Consider the following 23,190-nt stretch of genomic DNA (forward strand, 5'->3'; position numbering starts at 1 on the left):
ACACTAGACAGCGTTTCTTAAAATGCGTATAACGCTGTTTTCGCTTAACTAGGTAACCACCGTGAAACTTGTACTTGCCCCAATGGAAGGTCTAACTGATCCAATCATGCGTGATGTTCTCACTCATGTGGGCAGCTTTGATTGGTGCGTGACCGAGTTTATTCGTATTACAGACAGTATTCTACCAGACCATATTTATTATAATTTTTGTCCTGAACTACAAACGGATGGCAAAACTGCTGCGGGTACACCTGTCCACGTTCAGTTTCTAGGAAATAATCCCGATATGCTGGCAGCGAATGCAGCTAAAGTTGTTGAACTTGGCGCGCCAGCAATTGATCTTAATTTTGGTTGTCCAGCCAAAACGGTCAACCGCCATCGTGGTGGTTCAGTGCTACTCGATGAACCTGAAACTGTTCATTTATTAGTAAAAGCAGTACGTGACGCTGTACCTTCTCACATCCCTGTTTCAGCCAAAATGCGTTTAGGTTATCTGGATGAAAATCATACGATGGAAAATGCTCATGCCATTGAAGATGCAGGTGCTAGTTGGTTAACCGTACATGCAAGAACCAAAGCCGATGGTTATACTCCGCCCGCATATTGGGAAAAAATCCAACCGATCACTGAAGCATTAAAAATCAATGTGATTGCCAATGGTGAAATTTGGAACAATGCCGATGCCAAAGCATGCTTACAACAATCACACTGTCAGGACATCATGATTGGTCGTGCTGCTGTCACCACGCCTGATATCACCTTATGTGTTCGTCAAGACATTGACGATGCACTTCTTTCTTGGCAGAACTTAGTTGAACTGCAACAACGCTTTTTAAGTGGTCAATATAAAACTGAAATTGGCATGATTGGGCGTTATAAACAGTGGTTAGGTATGATGAGCAAAGCCTATCCCGAAGCGCAGGAACTATGGGGGCAAGTGAAGCGAATGAAACAACTTGAGCTGATTGTTGATGCACTTAATGCAAAAAAATAAGAGTTATTGAATTAAAAAAGCGACTCATGAGCTAAATGCATAAAGTCGCTTTCGCAAAATTGAAAAACCAGAAGATACAACCTCAGCCTATAACCCGCTCACTCTCATTCTCAAATTAGTCACAGAAGCGCCAGTCAAACCAAAGCTCCCCATAGATGCATTGGGTAAATTATTGAAGACATCTGCTTGTTGAGCATTATTACTACCAAGCAACACATTGTTGAGTTGTAAATTGAACTTATCTGTTGTTCCTACATGCCCAAAAATAAAGCCACCCGCATCTGAACCTTGAGGAGCTTCAATCCCTGCATAGAAACCAGTCAAACCAAAAGGTGATCCATTATGCCCAGTAAATTTAAAATCAAAGCTTGCGCCTATCGGTGCAGTAGTTGAATCCCCAGAAACGGCATAGTCAGAAACCAGCATGATATTACAACCATCACCAGCGCCACAGATTGAATCAATACCACCGCCAAACTTGATCATGTTGCCTTGCGGTGCAGCTCCCAATTGAATATTCATCGTGGGCTTATTTGCAGCAAAGACGACGTCAATTCCACCTACGCGTAATATTTCTTTGACATCGCTCTTTAACAAGGTGCCAGAATTAAAAATAGAGTTTTGTGTATAGGTACTACCGCTAATACTAGAGAGTGAGTTTGCTGCAGCTGCGTATACAGAGAAAGGAGAAACTCGAAGCCCTGTGACATTGTTATTAAATGCGATCGCGATATTTGCAAATGCGCCATTTGTACCTGTGCCAGCATCTGTATCTATCGTCGCGCTAAAACCAAGTGTCGTTTCAGCACCGCTATTTAAACCGACTACTTTTACGGGTGCATCCGTCGTTTGCCCAGCAACACCGGCAACAACTAAACCAGCTCGATTGGTATAGTCTGTAGCTAGACCATCATTATCAATAATTGCCAACTGATTGAATTGTATATTCGACTGTACACTGATCGTCAAACCATCTTGTCCTGTCGTGGCTGAAAGGCTTTGATCATCCATGGGTTGCATTGCCATTGTTAAAGGACTTAACAATAACAATGAAAAACATCCTAGCTTTTTGTTTTTATTCATTGCCCTCATCCATAGACAAATGTTTAAAATATGTACTCTAGCTTAGCATAATCTAGAGAAACCACAATCAATGTAAAGCATCTGAAACTAAAAGTGACTGAGTGCCACCTTTAGCTATAACATCTAAAAACCTAACAGAACTTCAAACCACCAAAACAGTTCGCAACTGGTCGTTGATGCCCATCTAAAAGCAGGTTTTCCAAAACCATAATTGCACGTGCATCATTAGCAAGTTGTACATTTCCAATCCCCTTATACAAAGGAGCACCAAATGCAGCACCTAATACATCGCCAATACCCAAATTAATAGTATTTTGAGAAAGATAATTAGTAATAAAGGTTGCAATTTGTGGTAGGACATCTTGCATTGGAATGCCTGTGGTTGGATTTAAAGCACCAAAATCAAGTGGATCTTTAAAAGACAGCCACCAACCAGGTTGAGCAATATCATTCGGATCAGCACCAGGCCACATTAAGGCCGTATTTTGTAAAGCAAGATATCCACCACTACTAATTGGCAAGTTATGAATTAAATTAAAATTTTGATTAACCTGCACATTCGCTTTTAGATTGGTAATATAAGAACAATTATTAGTATTTATCACTGCAGCACAACCAGCTGCTGTGGTTCCTTTTGCCCCCATAAAGAATGTTGCACTACTAACCCAAGTCAGATTTTCATCTAAAGTCATTGATATCCCCCCACTATCAGCACCAATAGCAATCGTTGGAATTGGTACATCCTTCACCACAAGATTCAGTTGCTTCATCCTATTTCCCGTTACAATCGTTTCAGGAAAGTTAAATGCTACTTCTTGGCGTGGTACATTTATTCCCCAAATAGGATTACCATTATACTTATATAAAGCTGCGACTAAATCACTATCGCTATTAGGGTTAATATAGCCACTAGCGCCAGGAGTCATTGCATTAGGATTAGTAAAAACTGTACGACTACCGATTATCATATTAACATCAGCATAGATTAACTGATCTGCCGTTGTTCCAAACATGGCAGGATCAGTAAACGCATTTACGGGTGTTTCGCCTACCTTAATAAATCCGCTAAAGGTATTAATCCCACCTCCAGTTGACAGACCATTGCCATCAATGTCATTCCGTGTACCTGCTGTTAGATAACCTAAAATTTCTTCAGCACTCAATCGAAAACCAGCAACTTCACGTGTAGAAGCACTATTTGGATTCTTAATTGCAAACTCAATAAATGGATTCGTTAGAACAGCACTGGTATTAGCACGTCCTTTTGACCATGTAGGTGTACCATCTGCCAATTTTCCATCTGGTGGGCCACTTAATGAGACATTTTCCATATCGATATCACAACCATCTGGCCCATTTCGTCCACCACAACCCAGTTGCAATGCACGAATATTGGCGTTCAATTCCATTTTTGCTTCTAGGCCTAATTTATAATAGCCAAAGTTTTGCAATGGATTAGATGTATTGGGTGCAGTAAAACCTAAAGATAAAAGTGCCTGACCTTGTATAGAAGATAACTCGTTATCTGTCATTTCAACCAGACTATCGTTACTTGCCCACGTATGAGTAGAAAACATCGTCATGAGTAAGCAAGAGGTCAATATTGATTTTTTAATTCCGTTTTTCATCATTTCCTTCCTATATTACTCAATCAGTTACGCGGTTTTAGCGTGAATTCAGATCGAATTTGTCCACCAGTCATAACCATCTCTCCAAGACGCTGTGCTCGATTATTGGCAGCATCTACTCTAGGATAGAAGTTAATGTCTTTTACTCGGAAAACATCATTTGGATTTCTATCTGGGTTAAAATCAAAACCGAAGTTAAAACCTACATTGTCTTTATTAATTACAATCGCATTATTAAACTGTATCAAACCAGACATATTGTCAAACCCGATACTCGCCTCATCGATTGGGTCACTCAACTGCAAAGTCCCATCTTTTAAACGATAACGCCCAACAACAGACAAACGATTACCATTATTCGCTGAAATTTCATTATTTGGAATCAAACTAAAATTCATATCACCTAAAAATTTCAGTTTTAAACCCATTAATACATCATCTTTGGTATTGAATGCATTGATAATGACAGGGGTAGCACTATTTGGATCATTGTAAGTTGGTAAATATCCAGCTGCGATTTCAGCCGCCATAACCATCAGTAAATCTTTTAATTCAACATTTACATTACCACTTTCAAATCCCATACTGCCATAACCACGTAATAGCATGTCAATATTACGCAAACCCATGTAATAGTTTTTATCACCATCAACGATCAAAATTGACGTTGTTTTACTTCCATCGCTATTACGCCCTTCCGTACTCAATCCTAAAGCTAAACCTAAACGCTGTGAATTAGTTACTGTAGAGCGTGTAACCATATTATTTGAATTATTCAGGTTAAACACTTCACCTGTATAAGATGTTGCGTAAGTGGCAATATTCGCATTGACATTATAAAACGGTAGCCCCAATCCCCATTTATTATTGAGTCCTGCACTCGGGTCTATTTTATTTGCAACTGAGACCCCACTACCAGAGGTAAAACGTCCGCGTCGTGAGAGTGCTTGGAAATCCGCTCCACGTACTGCAACTACTAGACTATAGGGATTTTCTGCTTGATTATGGATTTGCTGTAGATAATCCGCAGATGTTGTCAACGTGCCAGTTGCTGTTCCCCCCAACCGGGAATTACGCAATACTGAGTTTTCTGGCATTTTCAAATGACGTGTATTCGCAAGGTTAATGTAGACATTCCCACTATCAAAATAAGCACGTTGATTTGAGTTAATCACCAATGGACTCAGATCGCCGAACTCAAAGCCAAAAGTATTATTACCAGCGCCTCCAATTTCTAAGGTAGTGGCTTTACTATCATCACCAGCAAGCATTGCATCACCTTTCTGAGTAAATTCCCCTCTTAAGCGTAATGCTAAACCTGTCGAACCGATCACTGTTCCATCAGCACCATTTGCAGTTGTACTTGCATCACTTGCAAAACCCAATACGTTATTTGGTGTGTGCGTATTGGTTTGATTATTATCAACAGGTGCCGCTAAACCTTGAGCACTTGTACCACGTAACTGCAAGGCACCATTTACTACGCGCCCACTCATGCCTACCCGAATCAAACCTTTACTATCATCGAGGTTATAGACGGGTAGGTTTGGATCAATGGTCACATTAGCTTTTGTCATTAACTCAATATTAAGACCAGCACTTGTTCCAGCATAAGTTCCTGTTTCAGCACCCAACTGATTTGGATCCGTCACGCGAGCAAAATCAACATAGCCATATGTTGTATTGGGACTGGTTAGTTTACTTGCTGAAGCAGAACCTAAATTGGTTTGTAAAATCAACCCTTTCGTCGCATCGACGTACATCGCGCCTTTGCCTAGAAAGTTAAAGTTGAAATTTTTTAAAATAAGTTGATTAAACTGGTTTGCTGTTCCTGTACCTAAACCTGTATAAAGGTTAATATTTTGCAAACCAAGCTGCAATGAAGATTGTGAGTTAGAATTAAATAGACCATCTCGGGTGCTCAGTGCTATCACTTGTGGCGATCCTGTTTGGATCGCCAAATTACCAATCGCTGCATTACAATTTACAGCAGGTGTTTGAGCACAAATTTGGAAATTATTAACTGAAATTGTAGCGGGTTGTGACTCAATTTGTAGATCTAGCCCCGTCTTAGAGCCATTTGACCCAGTATTGATTTTAAAGTGTGTACCTAGCGTATAATTCCCAGCGCCTGAGCCTGCATCATAAGCCATATTTTTACGAACTCTTACATCATTCGCTACTGCACGAAGTGATTGCTCAACATTATTTGCCATACCAGCTTGATCTTGCCAATAGAGCTGATCAATTTTCACTTCATCATATTCGAGTTGTAATGAGATACCATCTTGGCCATTGACCATACGTAAGTCACGATCGTGTAACTCTTGCAATGCATAAGCACTTTGTGTCAAAACCAAGATACTACTTGCCAATGCTGTTAAAACAAAATGGCGGTGTGTTTTTGCAATCCTTTTCATAACCATTTTTCCTTTTTATTTTAACAACGCGGATGTGCCGAGCCACAAGAGAAAATTTTGATATCGCCCGTCAATGACAAATTACCATTCATATTTAGACCAATAAAGCCTCGTTCCTTATTGGCATCAAAACCGCTGCCACCATAGGGAGTCGCTGGTGTTAGATAACCTGGCAAATTATTTGATCCTGTAGAACAGTTAGCACCACTTTCAGTACATGTATCAGTTTCAATAGATAAAGATTGGAATCCCACATTTCTAAATTCAATTGGTTTTACAGGATTGAAACCCAATTTAATTGCTGCATGAGAAATACCATTATAAATAACATCTTCACCATCCAATTTAATCTCTTGGATATTCACAGTCCCTTGTATACCTTTCATCACCAACCATTGCTTACGACCTGTTGGTGAGGGAATACGATTCCCTTGAGCATCGTATGTATCTTGTGTCCCATCATGATAGCGGTTATTCAACGATAGTGCTAAACGACAATATAACAAGTCCGCACATAAAAAATTAGCATTGCTATCGTGATTCAAACTCACTTTTAATGATAAGTCTGCCCCAGCCTGCCCAGTAATATTTTGCAAACTTTGATCATCTAAGCTTTCCATGGCAAACAAGGATGTTGACACAAAAAGAAGCGTTAAACCTTTAATAAAAAAAGTCATCCCACCATGATAGTTTTTCTTTTTATATTTAAGAAACTTCATCGTCTTATATCCTTATAAGCCCGTTGTACTAAACTTAAAATGTTGAATCAATAAACCATCTATAACAGCCGAACCAAAGTTATTACTCACTGTAGCACCCGTTGGTTGCATACTATTAATTCTTCCAGCAATATCTGTAGGTGTTGTTGTTTGGATTCCTAAAATTTGATTATTGGTATTCTGACGCCAAGTCGTTTCATACGGGTCAGGGCGATCAAGAGATGGATGTAACTGTCCCGTTAAAGGTGTTTTAGGAGCCACAGCACTCCAACTCCCCCACGCTCCCCAAACAGTTTCTGTGCAAAGAAAACCACAACTTTGGGTGGTGGTTCCACGAGTTCTACGCCAAACTTGAGTAAAATCCTCTTGTACAGAACTGTGCAATCCAGTTCCAGACTTTAACTCACCAATCGACACCCCATAAGCACCAATCCCTTTGTGTGCAGTGAGTTGATTAGTCACAGGGTTATATTCTGTTGAACCAATGGTAATACTACTATGCGTCGCAGCACTTCCCTGATAACCCGCAATCGTTGAACTACCACATTGATAAATATTACAAGTCGACCCTAAATAAGTCACGCCCGAATCAACACTTGCCGCAGGATCAATATGTTCATAACGCGTATAAATACGACTATACACCTCTTGTACATTCGGAATACGCGCTAACTCAATAGAGAAGTTATTACCATCAGTACTTAACATCAAGGGTTGATATAAATTCCCTAATACCAAGTTCATGTTGACATCATAGAGAAACAGCCCATCTGCATTCGAATTGGGTTGAAAATTTGGAACGACACCACCTAATGCTGGTGTGCTATTATCAGTCGCACCACCAATCAGCTCTTGAGTACTAATTCTAAATACACTGGTTGAAGTTGGTGCTGTCCAGTCATTACTGCCCTTGGCTCTTAACCGTCGGGTAGTAAAACCATTTTGGTTTAAACACTGACCAGCATGTCCATTTCCAGTTACAGTATTATTTTTAGGAGACGTACACATCCCTCCACTTGGAAAACTCCCTGGTACTGTAGCATTAGTTGGAGGATCATAAGACGTTCTAATACCATTGGTGTTATTAGATGCATTACCTTGAGCATTAGTAATCGTGGTTCCAGTGGCCAACACCCCATTTTCAAAGAAAATATTCGTTGTCGGATTATAATCGACTTGTACAATTTCACGAGTTACAGTCTGATTACTCACTGTGCCACGCTTTGTATCAGTTGCACCACTGTTTAATCGAACCAAACCCGCCACACCAAAGGTTTGGTTATAGTTGGTATTTAGACCATAATTGAAAGTTTTTGTCGTTTCTACATTATTTACTTTCATTACAGCATCATAAGTTCCGCCCATCGCAGGTGAAACACCACCTAATGTTTGGAATACTTTTAGATTTGAGCCGTTGATGCTAAATCCATCCCAAACGGCGGTTAGACGCAAACGATTACTCAGTCCATCTAGACCATTTTCAACAACATTTGCATCTCGTTGAAAAATATCAGTCCATAAGCCTAGCTTTAAGTTATATGCAGAGGACTCTGCACTTCCTGCGGCTGGAAGTGTAGTATGACGTAAAGGAGCTTCCAAAGTTAAATAAGTAACGTTTTCAATATTACCTACAAAATTAGGTACATCATCAGTTAGTGTTTTGATCACCCATGGATTCGAAGCAGATCCCCAAGAGTCAATTGGTCGACCATACAGTGTCCCCCAATCACTGCCATCAATAGCAGTACCAACATTTTTGTTTGATTGAGATAAAGACAGACCATATAGCCAAGCGTCAGCCTTTTTATAACCTTTTGCTGTCGCTGTTGCACTTAATGGCCCAACAGGAATCAGTCGAATCGAACCTGCACCATACGTCCCTGCACCACTATTGGCAGTATCAGCACCATTGAAACGAAAAGAAAAGTTTTCAGGTAGAAGTGCAATACCTTCACCTGTTGTCTGACTAAGACCTTCATCGGAAATTTCTTGCAATGCAAAAACAGCTTGACTCATACACAAGCCAATAAAACTTGCCAATAAAGTTCGTTTAAAAACTACCGTAGAAGTACATTCAGCCATAATGACCATCCTATCAACTGATGCTCCGCACCATCTTTATTTTTCTTTCATCCTATTGAGTGACCAAATCAATTAAGATTTTTCAGCTTCCGAGCCACACTCAAACTTGTTAGGCTATTTTTGCCTACCGATTCTCATTTTTTATTATGCCGAATATTTACACAAATGCAAAAGAAAGTGGTCAAATGTTACATTTTTCCGATAAGCGAATTTATCATCTAAAAAATGAAGATAAGAACAAAATTAAAATCTCCACCCAAGCGAAAACTGAACTTAGGTCTAATTAGCTGCATCACACTAGACATCAACTATTCTTCTATGTGAGATAAAAGACTCTTTCCAAATGCCAATATAAATAGAGTATCAATTAAGTTGATAAAACAATTCTTTCTTTAGCCTTATAATAAGGAAAATTTTATATGTAAAAAGGATCTCTTAAAAAATAATATAAGCAACTGCTTCAAAACCAATACTTTACTCTGATAATTTAACCATTGACCGAATGATCAATGGTTAAATTTTTTTATAATAATAAACACCCTGAAAATTTAAGTCTTCGGCAGTGTCACGCCTGTTTGACCTTGATATTTCCCGCCACGATCTTTGTATGATGTTTCACATACTTCATCACTTTCAAAAAACAACATCTGAGCCACACCCTCACCCGCATAAATACGTGCAGGTAAATTTGTGGTATTTGAAAACTCAAGGGTAACGTGACCTTCCCACTCAGGCTCTAACGGCGTAACGTTCACAATGATACCGCAGCGCGCATAAGTTGATTTCCCTAAACATACAGTAAGTACATTACGTGGAATACGGAAATATTCAATCGTACGTGCTAGAGCAAACGAGTTTGGTGGAATAATACAAACATCAGACTCGATATCAATAAAGCTTTTATCATCAAAGTTTTTTGGATCTACAATTGCAGAGTGTACATTGGTAAATACTTTGAATTCACGCGCACAACGGACATCATAGCCATAGCTTGATACCCCATAGGAAATCAACTTTTCTCCGTTTTCATCGAAACGAACTTGATTTTCTGCATAAGGTTCAATCATGCCGTGTTTTTCGCTCATTTCACGAATCCAACGATCAGATTTTATTGCCATGTCTTTATATCCAAAAACGAAGTTGATGATTGGTGGCTACTTTAACGTAAAATGCTGCCAATGAAAACAATGCTGTTCTATCAGCAATCTGATAGAACGACTAGAGTTTAGAAAGTGCAGAATAACTGATCGGAATCGCAAAACTCACGAGCACAATAGATGCGGTCCTTTGTAATTTGGCTTGAGATAACCATCCAACTTTATTCGTTGCTAAAGCTGCCCCAACGGCAATCCAAAACATAGCAATCGGAACAATTAGCCCAACGAAAGTACTCATATGAGTCAAATATATTTCTTGGCTCGTCCAAGCACTTGCAGGGAAAATTGCTGACGCAAACAATAATGCTTTAGGGTTCAGCAATGTCGCACATAAAAGCTCTCGTGGTCTGATCGTTGGCTGATTCAATGCAACTTGTTGGTCTGCTGTACGCCATAATTTTATAGCTAGAAAAAGAATATAGCTTGCACTCAATAATTTTAAGAATGTTGGGAGCAATGGCAAGGTAGCAGAGGCAGTACCAATCAACACCCCCCATGCACTAATCGCTATGATATAACCCATCACTTCTGCAGGTATGAGCAATAAAGATTTGCGTACGCCGACTTGGATACCTGAAGATGCTAGCAAAGTATTGGTTGGACCTGGTGTGAACAAGATCGTGGCAACCAAACCGATAAAAAACCATGAAATCATTGAATGACCTCACTAAGAGAGGTTTTTAGATTAATCTAAACAATACTATGATAGCAAAAAATATCTGTAAGGGGTCATGTCTACCTTTCAGCTAAGCTTTTATATTTACTATCTTTTTAAAGAGTCAATGTTTAGTAACTTGTAAGTCACCACCTCATTATCGTAGATTTATTCACCACCCCACTCTGTACTTTGGCTTTTACAACATGAAAATCAAACATTTATTGTACATAATTTAAGTTTGAGCTAAGAAACGACTGTTAAAATAAAGATGATATTTTCTCATCACTTTACCCATTTTATGCCTAAGCTATTCTTCCAAAAGTGGCTTCCTTCCTCAGAAAAAATTGCTGATTTAAAACTTATGAAAATATTCGGCACTCGCACCTTGAATCCATTGCTTTGGTATGTGAATCGACACTCGATTGCAAAAGCGATAGGTCTTGGGGCATTTTGGGGAATTTTACCAGTTCCTTTCCACAGCCTTTTCATTATTCTCACGGTTTTATATTTTGAAGTAAATTTGCCGCTTGGGCTATGTATGGCTTGGCTAACCAATCCGTTGACCATTGTCCCAATTTTATATTTAGGTTTTTGGTTTGGTGCAAAAATCTTCCACGTCAATATGATTAATAAAGACATGCTACTTGGCGTCTTACATCAGATCCTCAACTGGTTACAAAATTTTGGTCATGGACATATTGATTTGCATTTAGCCAAAATCTTAATTACAGGGCTCATCATCGAAGCCGTTCTGTTCGCACTATTATTTTATATTGCTACACATTTAATCTGGCGTTGGATGGTGATCCGCAAATGGAAATCACGCCATTCAGCAGGATAAATTCTTTAGTCTAAAAACCTGTAAAAAAAGTTGCCATCCCCCTGAGAATACGGTAAGAGTAGAACATATTTAATTGCGTAAAAATGTACTGAATATTAAATGAAGCAGCCAAATGATGGATTTATGGTGTGCATATAAACAGGAGATAGTAATGAAAAAATGGCCCCAACTCATTTTACTCGGTTTAGCAATAACAGGTTTATCTGCTTGTTCTGACAATACTGGCAATAAAAATGCAAGCCAAGAAGGCAGTAGCGCAACGACAAGCGCCAATAAACTGGAAACACGATTTGTTAATATTGCAACTGGTGGAGCTTCAGGTCCATATAATGTCATCGCAACAAATTTGGCTGAAATTTACCATAAAACTTATGGTGTTAACTCTAAGACACAGACCACAGGTGCTTCTGTAGAAAATCTAAATTTGTTAAAGCAAAACAAAGTAGAAATGGCTTTTGTGATGAGCGACAGTCTCACCGAAGCAATCAATGGACAAGGCAGCTTTAAAGATAAAATCACCAATGTTCAGCAAATCGCAGCGCTCTATCCGAACTATGTGCAAATCGTAACCTCAAAGAAATCTGGAATTAAAAATATTGAGGATTTGAAAGGTAAACGTATCGCAGTTGGTGCTCAGAACTCAGGTGTTGAAGTCAATGCTCGTACTTTGTTGAATGGTTTTGGTATTACCTACAAGGATGTAAAAGTAGATTATTTAGGTTATGCCGAAGCAGCGGATGCATTGAAAGGTGGAAAACTAGATGCAGCCTTCCTTACCAGCGGTATTCCAAACTCGTCACTGATGGAATTGCAACGTGGTTATGATCTACAGTTGGTCAGTATCAATCCTGATAAGATTAAAGAAATTGCCAAAGATCAGGCCTATTTCTTACCAATGATTATTCCGAAAGGAACCTATGACAATGCTGAGGATATTCCAACTGCAGCAATCATGAATGCTTTAGTCGTTCGCTCTGATTTATCTGAAGATGATGTCTACAAATTGACTAAAACCTTCTTCGAAAGCCTAGATGCTTTAGCCAATACTCACCAAGCAGCAAAAGACATCACTTTGCAAGGTGCTCAAAATGGTTTAGTCGCACCACTCCATCCAGGTGCTAAAAAATACTACGACGAGGTCGCGACAGCTCAATGAAAATTATAAGTGCAGCTTCGGCTGCACTTTTCTGTTTAGCCTTTGGTATTGTTTTATTGGTCAGTTATCCAATTGCAAATACACATGTGATGAGTGAAAAACATAATTGCATCATTCGTGAAGCTGACTTTAACTTGCAGTGGCGACATTCTGTCGAAAAAACAATATGGCGGGAAAGTTATCATCGTGAAAAAAATACATTCCGTTTGGTCTATACCGATCTAATATCTTTTGGCGCTGGTACACCAAGCGATTACCCCATTATTTCTCAAAAAGATGGCGTGATCAGAATGGCTGTAAATCAAAAACTGAAAGAGATTAATTGGACTGTTTCACGAAATATGCAAGGTCAACTGTCCTGGAACAATACGACATGGTCAATTGCAAATGAACTGCCTGATTATAGCCTTGTGCAGTTTAAGAGTACGTACACACCATTATGGAAGATCTGGTGGTTAGGAGAATGTAGATGAATAAACCCGATAACAGTGCAACACCAGAACAGAGTGATCAAGCCAAACAAAGAGAATTATTAGAAAAGTTTGATAAGGAATCGGTTACTCGCACACCCAAACAGAAATCTGTTGCCCTCTTTATTACCGTTTTAGCAATTTGTTATTCACTCTTTCATTTATTTATTACCTATAACCCGTTACCTGAACTGATCCAACGTTCAGCACATGTGTCTATCGGTTTAGCACTAATTTTCTTACTCTATCCTGCACGACAAAGTAGTGATCGACAGCATATTGCATGGTATGACTGGATTTTAATGTTAGCCTCCTTTGCCTCACTGGGCTATTTATGGATTGAATATCAAAACATCATGACCTCTCGTGGTGGTATTCCCAATACCATGGATATTGTGTTTGCAGTCATGACGGTTGTGTTAGTCATTGAAGCGGCACGACGAATCATGGGCTGGATGCTCCCGATTTTAGGGTTGGTTTTTCTCGCCTATCCATTCATTAGTCATTTTAATTGGATGCCTGACCGCTTACTCACTCGACCATATAGTGTGAGCGATATTTTTGGTCAAATGTATTTAAAAACTGAGGGCTTGTATTCATCAGCCATCGGTGCATCGGTCACGTTCATTTTCTTATTTATCCTATTTGGATCATTTCTTGCCAAATCTGGTATGGGCAAACTGTTCAATGATCTCGCAATGGCTTTAGCAGGTCATAAACAAGGTGGCCCTGCAAAGGTTGCTGTGATTTCTAGTGGCTTTATGGGCAGTATTAACGGTACAGCGGTCGCAAATGTGGTGGGAACAGGCTCCTTCACTATTCCTTTGATGAAAAAAATTGGCTATCAAAAGAATTTTGCGGGTGCGGTGGAAGCCAGTGCCTCAGTTGGTGGACAAATTCTCCCGCCAATTATGGGCGCGAGTGCATTCATTATGGCTGAAACAACAGGGGTCAGTTATGGCACTATTGCCCTTGCTGCGGTGCTCCCTGCATTGCTCTATTATCTTGGGGTAATCTCCCAAGTGCACTTCCGTGCAGGTCGGGATAATTTAAAAGGCTTGCCTAAAGCTGACCTTCCTCGCGTTAAAGAAGTATTAAAAGAACGCGGACATTTACTGATTCCAATCGTGGCGTTAGTTTTTTTCTTATTTCAGTCTATGCCTGTCAGTTATGCTGCCGTCTACACAATTCTTTTAACAATCGTGGTTGCCAATCTTCGCAAAACCACGCGTATGGGATTCAAACAGATCTTAGAGGCGCTTGCGGATGGTGCTAAACAATCCTTATCAGTGATGTCTGCCTGTGCGGTGGTTGGTTTAATTATTGGTGTGGTGAGCTTAACCAGTTTCGGATCGGTGATGACCTCTTATATCATGAGTGTCGGCGCAGGAAATCTGTTTCTGACCTTATTATTTACTATGGTCGCTTCCATGATCTTAGGTATGGGACTTCCTTCTATTCCTGCCTATATCATCACGGCAACAATGGCTGCCCCTGCTTTGGCTCATTTTGATGTGCCTATCCTCGTTGCTCATATGTTCGTTTTCTATTTTGGTTTATTCGCCAATATCACCCCTCCTGTTGCTTTGGCTGCTTTTGCTGGGGCTGGTATTTCAGGGGGCGACCCGATGAAAACTGGTTTTCAGGCACTCAAATTGTCTCTAGCAGGCTTTATCGTACCCTTCTTGTTTGTCTATAACCCTGCAATGCTAATGATTGATACGACTAATATTGCATTGAATGCACGCGAGTTTGCGCTTCCACCAATCTGGAGTATTGTCAGTATTACGGTTACATCAATTGTTGGTATCTTGGCTTTAGGCGCTGCGGTAGAGGGCTATTTTAAAACCTCAATGAATCTAGTTTGGCGTTTAATTTTAGGGATCGGTGCATTACTGATGATTATGCCTGAGGGCAGAACTGATCTGATCGGAATAGTGATGGTCGGTCTTTCAATTGCAATGAATATTTTACAAGCCAAGAAAGAAAGTCCATCGTCTTCGAACATTTAAACTCGAAGTTTAAGCAAATTTCAGAAAGGCGGTCGTCAAGACCGCTTTTCTTTTCATACGGAACATACAACGCTTTATTTCAACTCGCTTTTTGCTTTCATGTATTGTTCTGCAACATCTAAGACATAGTCCTGACATGCTTCTCCTGTCGCAGGGTCGTAAGCGCCATTATTGGTGATATTATTGGATAAGATCCGAATCCCAAGAAATGGTACATTGAATTGATGAGCAATTTGCGCAACTGATGCAGCTTCCATTTCTTCAACTGAAGTTCCATATGTGTTATGGAAAAATTTAATTCGATCCAATTCATTATTCCAAACATCTGCTGAACCAATCGTTCCTTCAACAACTTGTCCTTTGCTATAGCTTGCTTTTGCCGCATAAGCTGCAATTAAAAGCTCTGGATCACTCTCAAACTTACGAATGGCAATTGGCTCTGGATCAGATTCATCTTCAGGCAGTACATCAAATGCTTCATGCCATGTTAAGGCATCTGAACCACCACCAATTGGTTGTTGCGGTGTTCTAAATGCACCAATATTGGTCGTATATTTTCCGAGAACAATATCAAAAACATTTAATTCAGGGTCATGTCCACCTGATGTCCCTTGGTTAATAATGGCTATTGGTTGATACTTTTGAATCGCAATCGCAGTCGCTGCTGCTGAGTTACTCATCCCCATACGTGTTTTAGAAATAATCATCGGGTAACCTTTGTAGGTACCTTTCCAAAATTTCCAACCACCAATGGTTTCAACAGTTACATGATCTAACTTTGCAGCCATGCGTTCAGATTCTACGGGTAATGCACCTTGGATCACGATAGGTTGTAATTTCATTTGCTGCTGGGTTTCATTGTTTTTTTTTAGATTCATCACTATTGCATGCACTAAATAAAAAGGCAGCACAAACACCTACAATACCGACAGCATATTTCAACCGCTTCATAAAACTCATCTCAAATTAAAATTGAGATGAAGCAATCGACATGCCAATTTTTACTAAACGTTATATTTTTACAAGCACACAATTAAAAGCCCAACAATTTTGTTGGGCTAGGCGTTGTTAGAAAATACGCTTATCGTCCCGCTGACGCTGAGGTAATTTATTCATTTGTTCCAACACTACTGCTGCAATATTCATATAACTTTCTGCTGCATCATCTTCAACTACGACACTCGGTTGACCATTATCAGCATGTTCACGGATTTTTGCATCTAAGGGTAAACGCCCCAACAATGGAATATCATATTGTTCAGAAAGCTGATCGCCACCACCGATACCAAAAATCTGTTCTTCATGTCCACAGTTCGAACAAATATGCGTTGACATATTTTCAATCACACCCAGTACAGGAATATTCACTTTATTAAATAATTCAATCCCTTTCACGGCATCCATGAGCGCGACATTTTGTGGTGTGGTGACAATCACAGCCCCAGTTACAGGGATACGCTGCGCTAAAGTGAGTTGGATATCACCTGTACCTGGCGGCATATCAATCACTAATACATCCAAATCTGGCCACAATGTTTGATTGAATAACTGCATCAATGCACCCGTTGCCTTAGGCCCACGCCAAGCCACAGGCGTATTGTTCGTCCCAATAAGATGACCAATCGAAATAACCGCCATGCCATAGGCATCTAAAGGAACAAAATGTTCATTTTCAATTTGTGGCGTACGGCCTGCATTTCCTAACATGGTTGGAATACTTGGGCCATAAATATCCGCATCAAGTACACCAACTTTCAAACCAAGTTTTTGTAGTGCCAAAGCTAAATTTACAGTGGTTGTTGATTTACCTACACCACCTTTCCCCGAAGACACCAAAATCACATTTTGAATACGTGGATGTGGTGCCACATCTCGTTGCTGTGGTGCGGCTTTCTGGATTGGAGGATTATTCGGATCTTCCTCAGCTTTTGGAGAAGCATCCATCACAGGCGGTAACTTATTACTATTTTCAGCTTTAGGTTGAGATGAACAGCTATGCCCCGCCTCTCCATGTGCGGCATGTTTTTGTTGAATAATATGAAGATTAAGTTCTTGGATTCCACATCTTTCCAAAGCATCAGCCAACTCGTCATGAATTTGTTGCAAATGATCTTTTTCTTGTGGGTATGTATTGATGGTCAGTTGTAAGATACGACCTTGTACATTGACTTGGCTAATTCGATCTTTTAAAGCATTTTCAGAGTTTGGCAAAACATAATTCTGTAGCACTGCTTGAATTTCGTCTTCCTTCACCTCTTGAGCTGGTGAAAAAACAGATTTTAAGGAAGAAAGCCACGACATTTTGTTTACTCCAAAAACAGGTCAACATATCACTGAGTTTGGTTAGTTTAGCAGTATTAATAGCGGTTGCCACTTTATAAATGAATCACGTTGCAGACTAAAATTCATTACTTAAGCTACAAATATAAAAAATAGACGCTCATATCTCAGAAGATTGTCGCGCATTTTTTAAATGCACTTTCTTCAGTCAATATCAGCGTCTAGATTTATTCAAAAAGTGCTAAGCATCAACCTTTGAACTTATTAATGGTATCAGTTGCAGCTTTCTTCAAATCATCTAATTTGTGACTCGCTTGAGCTTTCAAATCATCAAACTTGGCAGCAGCATCATCTTTTAACTCAGCCGCTTTTGCTTTCGCATCGTCCAATTTATGACTTGCTTCTTCTTTTAAATGATCAAACTTTTCCTGAAGACTATGTTGTGTGTCTTCTAGTTTTGCTTTCGCCTCATCCACCTTGCTTGAAAAAGCATCTTTAGTTTCTGAGCCTTGCTCCGATACATCTCTCTTTAAATCATCGAGTGCTTTTTCACCCTTTAATTTCAATTCTTCAGCAGAGTGTTTTAAGTCATCAACCGCTTTTTCACCTTGTAGCTGAGCTTCTTTTGCTTTGTGTTTAAGATCATCACCCAATTCAGCTGCTTGAGTTTTTAATTCATCAATTTTGTCATTTGTCATGGTATTTCCTCACTAACGAATAAGCAAAGTACATATTGTTGGAGCTAGATTTATTTATAGCGCATTTAGATGATTTTTTTAGTGATTGCTGCAAATTGAAACAATTGGGATACAGGAAGATTCATTTCATATCCGACTGATAACCTTTTGAATTTTTTAGATATAAAAATCATATAAATGAACAACATCAACCTTGATTATGAAACTCTTTCCTAGAGATTTCATATAAAACATGCCTGCTCAATGGATGATCGGATGCCAAAGCAGGATGTTGGAATTCTGTGATTTTTCTCATTTTTAACTTTTTCATTACGGCTTGTGATTTTTCATTTTCCAAAGTTGTAAAAGATACAACTTTATTCAGTTGCAACTGTTCAAATGCAAAATCCAAAGCGGCATTCGCAGCTTCTGATGCGTAGCCTTGCCCCCAATATGCCTGATCAAGCCGCCAACCAATTTCAACACAAGGCGAAAATGAAAATTGTATGGGCTGATCATGCAATCCAACAAATCCTATGAATTGTTGGGTTTCTTTTAATTCTACTGCCCAAAAACCCCAGCCTTTCGTCTCGATAATTAACTTCATACGATCAATCAAGGCATCACTTTCTGCTCGTGACAGCAGATTCGGAAAATACTGCATCACTTGAGGATTAGTTCCCATTTCAGCAAAACATGGATAATCACTATCTCGCCATTGGCGCAAAATCAGTCTTGGTGTTTCGATCATTTTTACAACCATCAAATTTCAATTAAAAACTATTCACAATATAGCGAAATAGATCAGATATACTTTCGCATTAACGATATCTTAAACTTATTTATAAAGTTATGAATGAAAATGAACTTTTAGAAATTCAACATGAACTTCAAGCTCAAGAAAAACGTCTGAATTATATTCTTTCAAGTAAAAGAAGAATCCAGCATATGATTCTTTCTTTTGAACAGGATCTGGCTGAACAATTAATTCCTGTTATTGATCAAATCAGTGATGATAAAGCGCCAGTTGAAAGCAGTTTAGCGCTGACGATTTGCTGGAAATTTTCTAAAGCCGAGTTTCCGAAAACTGAACATTGGTGTAGCGAACTCAGCATTACTGACCTTGAAATTAGGGATCAATTTACTGTGACGTTAAAAGCACAGGCATGGTTAGGGACTCTAGGCAGTGATGAGCTTTGGCAAACTCCAATGTACGCTGAAATTACGCTTGATCCAAAAACAGATGGTCTCAAGAGCTACTACATCCATTTCTTGTCTAAAGGCAAAATTATTTCGCTGAGAAAGAACTCAAAGCACAACGTAACCGTTAAGCAGATGCAGAGTATGTGATCTTTGAATATTTCACTGAATCCCTTGTGCAAGTCGGGGTCAAGTCATGTAAAATCATCTGCCTTGCAAATACGAATGAGAGAACAATATCCGTGCGTAAAATTTTAGTCACCAATGCCCTCCCTTATGCCAATGGTCCTATCCATATGGGTCACTTACTCGGTTATATCCAAGCAGATATTTGGGTTCGTGCGATGCGTGCAATGGGTCATGACGTGACTTACGTATGTGCGGATGATGCTCATGGTACAGCGATCATGTTACGTGCTGAAGCAAACGGCATCAGTCCTGAAGCGCAAATTGCCAATGTTCAAAAAGAACACATTCGTGATTTCGATGGTTTTGGTGTGCATTTTGATCATTATGATTCAACACATAGTGATGCAAACAAAGCACGTGCATCTGAGATTTACATCAAAAACCGTGAAGCAGGCAATATCGCTGTTCGCCCTGTCACACAATTATTTGATCCTGAAAAAGGCATGTTCTTGTCTGACCGTTTCATTAAAGGCACGTGCCCAAAATGTAAATCGGAAGATCAATACGGCGATGCGTGCGAAGTGTGTGGCACAACTTACAATGCAACTGAATTACTCAATCCACGCTCAACTTTGAGTGGTGCGACTCCTGTTGAGAAATCGTCAGATCACTATTTCTTTAAACTTCCGAATTTTTCAGAATACTTACAGAAATGGACGCGTGACCAAGGTCGCCTACCTGTTTCGATTGCCAACAAACTAGATGAGTGGTTTGAAGCAGGTTTATCAGATTGGGATATTTCGCGTGATGCGCCTTATTTCGGTTTTGAAATTCCAGATGCGCCAAACAAATATTTCTATGTTTGGGTAGACGCTCCGATTGGTTATATGTCGAGTTTTGAAAACTACATCAAAACCAAACGTCCTGATCTAAGCTTTGATGACTTTTGGAAAAAAGACAGCGATAAAGAAGTCTATCACTTCATCGGTAAAGACATCGTTTACTTTCACGCACTGTTCTGGCCTGCAATGCTAGAAGGTGCAAACTACCGCACGCCATCAGGTTTGTTCGTCAATGGTTTCTTGACCGTGAACGGTCAAAAAATGTCGAAATCTCGCGGTACCTTCATCAAAGCTGAAACTTATTTACAGCACTTGAATCCTGAATATTTACGCTACTACTTTGCCTCTAAGCTTTCAGACAAAGTTGAAGATTCAGATTTAAATTTGGATGACTTCGTTCAAAAAGTGAATTCTGACCTTGTCGGTAAAGTGGTGAATATTGCCAGCCGTTGTGCAAAATTCATTAACAGCAATTTCAATAATACGCTTTCTAGCACTTGTGCTGAGCCTGAATTGGTTCAAAGCTTTATTGATGCGGGCGATTCAATTGCGCAAGCCTATGAAGCGCGTGAATTCTCTGCGGCTATTCGTGAAATCATGGCGCTTGCGGACAAAGCGAATCAATATATTGATGAGAAAAAACCGTGGGCACTTGCAAAGCAAGAAGGTCAAGAACAACAAGTTCATGACGTTTGCTCAGTCGGTATCAACTTATTCCGTCAGCTTGCGATTTACTTGGCCCCTGTTCTTCCAACACTTGCGGCTCAAGTACAAGCTTTCTTACAACTTGAAAGTTTTGACTTTGCATCTCGTCAGCAAATCCTCGTTGCACACGAAATTGCTCAATTCCAACCGCTGATGCAGCGTGTTGATCCTAAAGCAGTTGCAGCTATGGTTGATGCATCGAAAGACTCTTTAGCCGCTGCGGCAGAAGCACCAAAAGTGGAAAAGAAAAAAGACAAGAAAGCTGAGAAGAAGCCTGAACCTAAAGTGGGTGAAGCTGAAATCATTGGTATTGAAGACTTTATGAAAGTTGACCTCCGTGTAGCTGAAGTTTTAGAAGCTTCAACTGTCGAGGGTTCGGATAAGTTGCTTCAACTCACTTTAAATGTAGGTGAAGCTGAGCCGCGTAATGTGTTTAGTGGTATCCGTGAGTTCTATCAGCCTGAAGACTTAAAAGGTAAATTGGTGGTGATGGTCGCTAACCTTGCACCACGTAAGATGCGTTTTGGTATTTCTAACGGTATGGTACTTGCAGCGGGTAATGGTGAAGGTGTTTGGGTGATTTCACCGGAATTAGGTGCTAAAGCTGGTGATAAAGTGTCTTAGGATTTAGTTCTTAAATGAAAAAGCCTCTACTTGTGTAGGGGCTTTTTAAACTCTATAAAGTTAATTAATAACTGCTGTAACGACACGTATACGTTGATCATCAATAAAACTATAAAAACTTTTTAATCTACGTGTATGAGCCATTATAATTTTACATCGTTCAAAATCATAATCTGCAAAACTATCTAACCACACAGAGTCTACACAATATAATTTAGAAATTAATAAATTATAATATTTTTGGCAATCTTGATCTGATAAAAACTCATCCCTTGCTTTAGCCAAAGTTAAACCATTAAGACCTAAATCTTTTATTCTATTATATAAATCAGTATAAATTTGATCAATAACATCTTTTTCATTTTTGTATTCATTAATTGCTTTAAAAGTTAATTGAGCAATATCACTATCCATTTCCATTTTCATATAACCAGGTGATGCATAATGAATTGCATCTAAATTTGAATTAGATGCTTGTGGTATTATATCTTTTAATTTATTATAAAAATGCATAGCACTAAAACCACCTTGCCATGGCATTCCTCCAGAACTCCCCAGTTGTTTCTTTGCAACAAAAATAAAATCATATAACTGTGTTAACTTCCTATATACCTCTTTTAAATCATCAAATTTCCAATTATTTTCAAACACTAAAGATGTAATATCTTTATCTTCAACATAGTCCTCAATATTTAAATAAGAATCTTGCTCAGGATAATAATCATCAGGTATATCAGACAAATCTACAAGTTTATAGTTTGATTTATTCTCATTTTCATCAATAAAAAAAACAAAGCTACCAGTCTTTTCTTTAATACAACTGACTAGTGATAGCTCACCCAATACTAGTCTCAACCTATCTTCTTCTTTTATTCTGAACAACATCCAACGATTATATTCATTATCGCAGTCACACCAATATTTTAAATACTTCTCTCCATTTCCTGAGATAAACTCAGATAATAAAGGCCCCTCAAAATATATAAGATCTCTATTCCATACTAAATTTTTCAATGGAAGATTTTGTAAATATGACCCTTTTAAATCAATCATTTTATACACCACTAAGATCAAGCATTATTTTAAAATCAGAGCTTAAATCTATATTTTTATACTCAAATAAATCATAATGGCCATGACCATTTGGTTCAGTTACAAGACCATGTTTAGGTTCAATAGTACCTATTGCTAGATGTGTACCAATTGTTTTATCAATATTTCTAATCATTTTTTTTAAATACTTATATCTAGAAATTGCTTTTGCTTCAGTTGTAAACATTGACAATCCTAACAATGAGCAACGTTCAGTATCATTAGCTGCTTTATTAACTCGTTGTGGGCTTTTTTTACCTTGTGGAATAAAACTTTTACTACAAATCGGATTAAATACGAATCGATAAGCTGGTCTCTGAATATTAGCACAACTCTGAGGAGGGCAATCAATTATTGTACATAAATCGGATTGATATTTCATTGTTATTTAAGCCTAAAGCATATAAATTTGTCATATTTC

At 38.9% G+C, this 23,190-nt stretch carries 19 protein-coding genes and 1 pseudogene; 7 read left to right on the plus strand and 13 right to left on the minus strand.

Annotated elements, in window-relative coordinates; translation table 11 throughout:
- Window positions 1–61 precede the first annotated feature (61 nt).
- The gene (locus tag AAC851_RS05395) at window positions 62–994 is read left to right on the plus strand and encodes a tRNA dihydrouridine synthase (protein ID WP_340600617.1); all 933 of its coding nucleotides are present in this window, start codon (window positions 62–64) and stop codon (window positions 992–994) included.
- An 87-nt stretch (window positions 995–1,081) separates the two neighbouring features.
- Here AAC851_RS05395 and AAC851_RS05400 read toward each other — a convergent pair whose 3' ends face one another.
- The 7 genes from AAC851_RS05400 to AAC851_RS05430 all read right to left on the minus strand — a co-directional run bounded on the left by AAC851_RS05400 (window position 1,082) and on the right by AAC851_RS05430 (window position 10,738).
- Window positions 1,082–2,077, minus strand: a complete 996-nt coding sequence (locus AAC851_RS05400; protein ID WP_340600618.1) for a DUF6160 family protein — start codon at window positions 2,075–2,077, stop codon at window positions 1,082–1,084.
- 131 nt (window positions 2,078–2,208) lie between these two features.
- A complete protein-coding gene (locus AAC851_RS05405; protein WP_340600619.1) occupies window positions 2,209–3,708 on the minus strand; it encodes a hypothetical protein in 1,500 nt (499 codons plus the stop codon).
- Window positions 3,709–3,728: 20 nt separating this feature from the next.
- The gene (locus AAC851_RS05410; protein ID WP_340600620.1) at window positions 3,729–6,125 is read right to left on the minus strand and encodes a DUF6160 family protein; all 2,397 of its coding nucleotides are present in this window, start codon (window positions 6,123–6,125) and stop codon (window positions 3,729–3,731) included.
- Window positions 6,126–6,145: 20 nt separating this feature from the next.
- A complete protein-coding gene (locus AAC851_RS05415) occupies window positions 6,146–6,844 on the minus strand; it encodes a hypothetical protein (RefSeq protein ID WP_340600621.1) in 699 nt (232 codons plus the stop codon).
- A gap of 12 nt (window positions 6,845–6,856) precedes the next feature.
- Window positions 6,857–8,926: a hypothetical protein gene (locus tag AAC851_RS05420; protein WP_340600622.1), complete on the minus strand. Its 2,070-nt coding sequence runs from the start codon at window positions 8,924–8,926 to the stop codon at window positions 6,857–6,859.
- A 548-nt stretch (window positions 8,927–9,474) separates the two neighbouring features.
- Window positions 9,475–10,044, minus strand: a complete 570-nt coding sequence (gene dcd / locus AAC851_RS05425; RefSeq protein WP_003653416.1) for a dCTP deaminase — start codon at window positions 10,042–10,044, stop codon at window positions 9,475–9,477.
- Window positions 10,045–10,144: 100 nt separating this feature from the next.
- Window positions 10,145–10,738, minus strand: a complete 594-nt coding sequence (locus tag AAC851_RS05430; protein WP_340600623.1) for a LysE family translocator — start codon at window positions 10,736–10,738, stop codon at window positions 10,145–10,147.
- Window positions 10,739–11,039: 301 nt separating this feature from the next.
- On the opposite strand from AAC851_RS05430, the gene AAC851_RS05435 reads away from it, so the two are divergent.
- From AAC851_RS05435 to AAC851_RS05450, 4 genes are all read left to right on the plus strand, one after another.
- Window positions 11,040–11,582, plus strand: a complete 543-nt coding sequence (locus AAC851_RS05435; protein WP_008941850.1) for a DUF2062 domain-containing protein — start codon at window positions 11,040–11,042, stop codon at window positions 11,580–11,582.
- A 151-nt stretch (window positions 11,583–11,733) separates the two neighbouring features.
- Window positions 11,734–12,738, plus strand: a complete 1,005-nt coding sequence (locus AAC851_RS05440) for a TAXI family TRAP transporter solute-binding subunit (protein WP_340600624.1) — start codon at window positions 11,734–11,736, stop codon at window positions 12,736–12,738.
- The gene (locus AAC851_RS05445) at window positions 12,735–13,211 is read left to right on the plus strand and encodes a DUF1850 domain-containing protein (protein WP_340600625.1); all 477 of its coding nucleotides are present in this window, start codon (window positions 12,735–12,737) and stop codon (window positions 13,209–13,211) included. The genes AAC851_RS05440 and AAC851_RS05445 overlap by 4 nt, the downstream gene beginning before the upstream one ends.
- Window positions 13,208–15,220 (plus strand): TRAP transporter permease, encoded by a 2,013-nt coding sequence (locus AAC851_RS05450; RefSeq protein WP_100833329.1) that lies wholly within the window; start codon window positions 13,208–13,210, stop codon window positions 15,218–15,220. Before AAC851_RS05445 ends, AAC851_RS05450 begins: the two co-directional genes overlap by 4 nt.
- Window positions 15,221–15,294: 74 nt before the next feature.
- On the opposite strand, the pseudogene AAC851_RS05455 reads toward AAC851_RS05450, so the two are convergent.
- The 4 genes and pseudogenes from AAC851_RS05455 to AAC851_RS05470 all read right to left on the minus strand — a co-directional run bounded on the left by AAC851_RS05455 (window position 15,295) and on the right by AAC851_RS05470 (window position 18,928).
- Window positions 15,295–16,171, minus strand: a pseudogene (locus tag AAC851_RS05455) (5'-methylthioadenosine/S-adenosylhomocysteine nucleosidase).
- Between the two features lie 117 nt (window positions 16,172–16,288).
- Complete coding sequence (apbC, locus tag AAC851_RS05460; protein WP_340600626.1) at window positions 16,289–17,521, minus strand: iron-sulfur cluster carrier protein ApbC; 1,233 nt, start codon at window positions 17,519–17,521, stop codon at window positions 16,289–16,291.
- Between the two features lie 227 nt (window positions 17,522–17,748).
- Complete coding sequence (locus AAC851_RS05465) at window positions 17,749–18,198, minus strand: hypothetical protein (RefSeq protein ID WP_004638076.1); 450 nt, start codon at window positions 18,196–18,198, stop codon at window positions 17,749–17,751.
- A gap of 187 nt (window positions 18,199–18,385) precedes the next feature.
- The gene (locus AAC851_RS05470; protein ID WP_026056257.1) at window positions 18,386–18,928 is read right to left on the minus strand and encodes a GNAT family N-acetyltransferase; all 543 of its coding nucleotides are present in this window, start codon (window positions 18,926–18,928) and stop codon (window positions 18,386–18,388) included.
- 101 nt (window positions 18,929–19,029) lie between these two features.
- Here AAC851_RS05470 and AAC851_RS05475 point away from each other — a divergent pair, with 101 nt between their 5' ends.
- Both AAC851_RS05475 and metG read left to right on the plus strand, forming a co-directional pair.
- On the plus strand, window positions 19,030–19,527 hold the full coding sequence (locus AAC851_RS05475; protein WP_005081383.1) for a hypothetical protein: 498 nt from the start codon (window positions 19,030–19,032) through the stop codon (window positions 19,525–19,527).
- A 92-nt stretch (window positions 19,528–19,619) separates the two neighbouring features.
- Window positions 19,620–21,677, plus strand: a complete 2,058-nt coding sequence (metG, locus tag AAC851_RS05480) for a methionine--tRNA ligase (RefSeq protein ID WP_340600627.1) — start codon at window positions 19,620–19,622, stop codon at window positions 21,675–21,677.
- Between the two features lie 60 nt (window positions 21,678–21,737).
- Here the strand turns inward: metG and AAC851_RS05485 are convergent, their stop codons facing one another.
- Together AAC851_RS05485 and AAC851_RS05490 are read right to left on the minus strand one after the other, a co-directional pair.
- Window positions 21,738–22,730 carry a hypothetical protein gene (locus AAC851_RS05485; RefSeq protein WP_340600628.1) on the minus strand — a complete coding sequence of 331 codons (993 nt, stop codon included), beginning with the start codon at window positions 22,728–22,730 and terminating at the stop codon, window positions 21,738–21,740.
- 1 nt (window position 22,731) lies between these two features.
- Window positions 22,732–23,151: a hypothetical protein gene (locus tag AAC851_RS05490; RefSeq protein WP_340600629.1), complete on the minus strand. Its 420-nt coding sequence runs from the start codon at window positions 23,149–23,151 to the stop codon at window positions 22,732–22,734.
- Window positions 23,152–23,190 lie beyond the last annotated feature (39 nt).

The sequence above is a fragment of the Acinetobacter sp. HZNU-JH01 genome, from assembly GCF_037996845.1.
Taxonomy (GTDB): Bacteria; Pseudomonadota; Gammaproteobacteria; order Pseudomonadales; family Moraxellaceae; genus Acinetobacter; species Acinetobacter haemolyticus.